Here is a 5,030-nt window from a genome sequence, read left to right as displayed (position 1 = left end):
TCCTGGCCGTGGTCCCGGGCTGATCGACCAGGACGGCGCCTGCAACAGGTGGCCACCGCCACGGCCCCTCCCAGCAGCGCGTCATCCGCCAGGCCCTGGCCGGCGCCGGGCTCTCGGCCGACGAGGTCGACGCGGTCGAGGCGCACGGCACCGGCACCACGCTCGGTGACCCGATCGAGGCGCAGGCGCTGCTCGCCACCTACGGCCAGGACCGTGACGGGGCCTCGCCGCTGTGGCTGGGCTCGGTGAAGTCCAACATCGGCCACACCCAGGCCGCCGCCGGTGTCGCGGGCATCATCAAGATGGTGATGGCCATGCGGCACGGCACGCTGCCGCAGACCCTGCACGTGGACGAACCCTCGCCCAACGTGGACTGGTCGGCGGGCGCCGTCGAACTGCTCACCGAGGCCCGTCCCTGGCCCGAGACCGGACGCCCGCGCCGAGCGGTCTCCTCCTTCGGCATCAGCGGCACCAACGCGCACACCATCATCGAGCAGGCCCCCGAGCCCGCCGAACAGCCGACGTCCACAGACGTCGATCCGGTACGTTCCGCCGTGCTGCCGTGGTTGCTCTCCGCGAAGAGCGAGGACGCCCTGCGAGCACAGGCCGGCCGGCTGCTGTCCTTCGTCGAGACCCGGCCGGAGGCCGAACTCGCCGATATCGCCTACTCGTTGGCCACCACCCGAGCCACCCTGGACCGCCGGGCACTGCTGGTGGCCGAGGACCGCGAGGAACTCACCCGCACGCTGCGGGCGCTGGCAGCCGGAGACCCGGCCGCCGGGATCGTCCGCTCCGCCGGGACCGGCGGAAAGCTCGCCCTGCTGTTCACCGGCCAGGGCAGCCAGCGGGTCGGGATGGGCCGGGAGCTGTACGAGGCGTTCCCGGTGTTCGCCTCTGCCCTCGACGCCGTGTGCGCGGAGCTGGACCGGCATCTGGAGCGTCCGCTGCGCGAGGAGATGTTCGCGGGCGAGCTGCTCGACCAGACCGCCTACACCCAGCCGGCGCTGTTCGCCATCGAGGTGGCGCTGTTCCGTCTGGTGGAGGCGTGGGGCGTACGGCCGGACTTCCTGGCCGGTCATTCGATCGGTGAGATCGCTGCCGCGCACGTGGCGGGTGTGCTGTCGTTGGCGGACGCCGCCACTCTGGTCGCCGCTCGCGGCCGGCTGATGCAGGCACTGCCCACCGGTGGCGCGATGGTGGCGGTGCAGGCCACCGAGGACGAGGTACTGCCGCTGCTGACCGACGAGTTGGGGATCGCCGCCGTCAACGGCCCGACCTCCGTGGTCATTTCCGGTGCCGAGCAGGCAGTGCTGGCGGTTGCGGAGAAGCTGGCCGCCGACGGTCGCAAGACCAAGCGGCTCACCGTCAGCCATGCCTTCCACTCGCCGTTGATGGACGGCATGCTGGCCGAGTTCCGTGCGCTTGCCGAGGGGCTGACCTTCGGCGAGCCGAGGATCCCGATCGTGTCCACCCTCACCGGTGAGGTCACCGGTGAGCTGCGCACCGCCGAGTACTGGGTGCGCCACGTCCGTGACGCCGTCCGCTTCCACGACGCCGTCCAGGCACTGGAGGCCGAAGGAGTCCGTACCTTCCTGGAGTTGGGTCCGGACGGCGTCCTGTCCGCGATGGGCCAGGAGAGCGCTACCGAGGACGCGGCCTTCGCGCCGGTGCTGCGCGCGGGCCGTCCCGAGGTGCGGGCGCTGACGACCGCCCTCGCCCAGGTGTACGTCCGTGGTGCGGTCATCGACTGGCAGGCGGTCTTCGCCGGTCGCGGCGCACGGCGCGTCGACCTGCCCACCTATGCCTTCCAGCACGACTGGTACTGGCTGGAGTCGGCGGCCCGGCCGGCCGCTGCGGTGGACGAGGTGGACGCGCGGTTCTGGGAAGCCGTGGAGCGCGAGGACCTTGACGCCCTGGCCGCCACCCTGCAGGTCGACGGTGACGGCGAGCTGGGCACGCTCCTGCCCGCTCTGTCGGCCTGGCGTCGGCAGAGCCGTACCGAGTCCACGGTGGACGGCTGGCGCTACCAGGTCAGTTGGAAGCCGATCGCCGACCCGGCCCCGAGCGGGCTGTCGGGTACCTGGCTGGTGGCGGCTCCGGCCGAGGACGCCGCTGCGACGGCCGTGGTCCGGATCCTGGCCGAACGCGGTGCGGACGTCCGCCCGGTCGAGCTCGGTACGGATCGCGCGGAGACCGCCGTGCGCCTACGGAAGGCAGCGGACGGAACTCCGGTCTCCGGGGTGCTGGCACTGCCGACGGTGTCCGACGGTGTGGCAGGGACGCTGGCGCTGGTACAGGCGCTGGGTGATGCCGGTATCGCTGCTCCGCTGTGGTGTGTGACGCGGGGTGCGGTGTCGACCGGTCGCAGTGACCGCTCGGCAACCCGGCTCAGGCTCAGGTCTGGGGGCTTGGCCGGGTGGTGGCGCTGGAGCATCCGGAGCGTTGGGGTGGTCTGGTCGATCTGCCGGAGGTGCTGGACGAGCGTGCGCTGTCGCGGCTGGCGGGTGTGCTGGCGGGTGGTGAGGATCAGGTCGCGGTGCGGGCGTCGGGTGTGTTGGCCGGCGTCGTGCGGGCCGTGCGTGGCGAGGGCGTCGCCTGGAAGCCGTCCGGGACGGTTCTGGGCGTTCATGGGTGGTACGGGTGCGTTGGGTGCGGAGGTTGCGCGCTGGCTGGCCCGTAACGGTGCCAGAGAGCACCTGGTGCTGACCAGCCGTCGTCGTCTGGAGGCTCCCGGTGCGGTCGAACTGCGTGATGAGCTGGCCGAGTTGGGCGCAACCGTCACGGTGGCCGCGTGTGATGTGGCCGACCGTGAGGCGCTGGCTGAGCTGCTCGCCACCGTTGAGGTGTCGGCGGTGTTCCACACCGCCGGTGTGCTGGACGACGGTGTGGTGGACGGTCTGACGCCCGAGCGGTTCGCGACCGTGGCCCGTCCCAAGGTGGACGCCGCGCTCAACCTGCACGAACTGACCTCCGACCTCTCCGCCTTCGTCCTGTTCTCCTCCGTGGCAGGTGTCATCGGCAGCGCGGGTCAGGGCAACTACGCCGCCGCGAACGCCTTCCTGGACGCGCCGCCGAGCAGCGCCGGGCGGACGGTCTGGCCGCCACCTCCATCGCCTGGGGCCCCTGGGCCGGGAGCGGCATGGCCACCGACCGCACCCTCGAAGAGCGCCTGCACCGGGGTGGACTCCCCGCCATGGCACGGGAGTTGGGAATCGCCTTCCTGCACCGGGCACTGTCCGCCGACGACGTGACCGTGACCGCGGCCGACTTCGTGCGGACGCTTCGCCCCCTCGTTCGTCAGCAACTCGCCCCAGCCGGCTGCTCGACGAGCTGCCGGCGGCCCGCCGGGCGATCGACAAGGCCGTCGGCGAAGCCCGGTCGGCGACCGGCGGCCCGACCGCTCTGACGCAGCGGCTCGCGGGCCTCTCCGAGGCCGAACGGGACACCGCGCTCCTTGACCTGGTGCGCACCAATGTGGCGACCGTCCTCGGCTACGCCGACCCGGAGGGCATCGAGGTCGGCAAGGCGTTCAGGGAACTCGGATTCGACTCGCTGACCGCCGTCAGTTGCGACCTGCTGGCCACCTCGACCGGCCTGGCGCTGCCCGCCACGGTGGTGTTCGACTACCCCTCGGTGCGCGCGCTGGCCGACCACCTGCGGTCCGAGCTGCTCGGCGGCGCCGACGACCGGTCCGGGTTGCCCGTACTCGGCCGCCTGGTGGACGACGAGCCGATCGCGATCGTCGCGATGAGCTGCCGTTTCCCGGGCGGGGTCCATACTACGAGGACATGTGGCAGCTGCTGGCGACGGGGACGGACGCGATCTCCGGCTTCCCGACCGACCGTGGCTGGGACCTGGAGGCGCTGTACAGCGGTGACGCGGAGCAGGCGAACACGGCCTACACCCGGGAGGGCGGGTTCCTCTACGACGTGGCCGAGTTCGATCCGACGTTCTTCGGGATCTCGCCGCGTGAGGCGCTGGCGATGGACCCGCAGCGCCTGCTGCTCGAGACCTCCTGGGAGGCTTTCGAGCGGCAGGGCATCGACCCGGAGTCCCTGCGCGGCAGCCGGACCGGTGTGTTCGTCGGCACCAACGGGCAGGACTACCTCCAGCTCGCCATGGACGCCTCCGAGGAGCTCGGCGGTTTCCTCGGCCCGGGCGACGCCAAGGTGGTCTGGGGCCGGCTCTCGTACACCTTCGGCCTGGAAGGTCCGGCGGTGTCGGTCGACACCGCCTGCTCCTCACTGGTCGCCCTCCACATGGCGGTGCAGGCGCTGCGCGGCGGCGAGTGCACCATGGCGCTGGCCGGCGGTGTGACGGTGATGTCCTCGCCGGGCGCGTTCGTCTCCTTCAGCCGCCAGCGCGAGCCTGTCCGAGGACGGCCGCTGCCGGGCGTCTCGGCCGACGCGGACGGTACCGGCTGGGGTGAGGGTGTCGGCATGCTGCTGGTGGAGCGGCTGTCGGACGCGGAGCGCAACGGCCACCCGGTCCTGGCGGTGGTACGCGGGAGCGCGATCAACCAGGACGGTGCCTCGAACGGTCTGACGGCCCCCAACGGCCCCTCCCAGCAGCGCGTCATCCGCCAGGCCCTGGCGAACGCCCGCCTCACGGCCGAGGAGATCGACGCGGTGGAGGCGCACGGTACGGGGACGCGACTGGGCGACCCGATCGAGGCCCAGGCCCTGCTCGCCACCTACGGCCAGGACCGTGACGCGGCATCGCCGCTCTGGCTGGGATCGGTGAAGTCCAACATCGGCCACACCCAGGCCGCCGCCGGTGTCGCGGGCGTGATCAAGATGGTGCTCGCCATGGAGCACGGCACGCTGCCGCAGAGCCTGCACATCGACCAGCCCTCGCCGCACGTGGACTGGTCCGCCGGTGCCGTGGGAGCTGGCCGATTCCCGGCAGTGGCCGGAGACCGGCCGCCCGCGCCGCGCGGCGGTGTCCTCCTTCGGTATGAGCGGCACCAACGCCACACCATCCTGGAGCAGGCGCCCTCGGTTCCGGCGGCTGACGCCCCCAGGGCCACC

Annotated in this window: 1 pseudogene; it reads left to right on the top strand. The window is 72.2% G+C overall.

What is annotated here, in order from left to right:
- Positions 1 to 5,030 (top strand): annotated as a pseudogene (locus ACSMTC_RS39630) (type I polyketide synthase); the annotation flags it as partial.

Origin of the sequence: Kitasatospora sp. HPM-01-4 (assembly GCF_051374625.1) — a bacterium.
Taxonomy (GTDB): domain Bacteria; phylum Actinomycetota; class Actinomycetes; order Streptomycetales; family Streptomycetaceae; genus Kitasatospora.
Note: the sequence above shows the minus strand (reverse complement) of the source record. Positions and strands in the feature narration are given on the sequence as shown.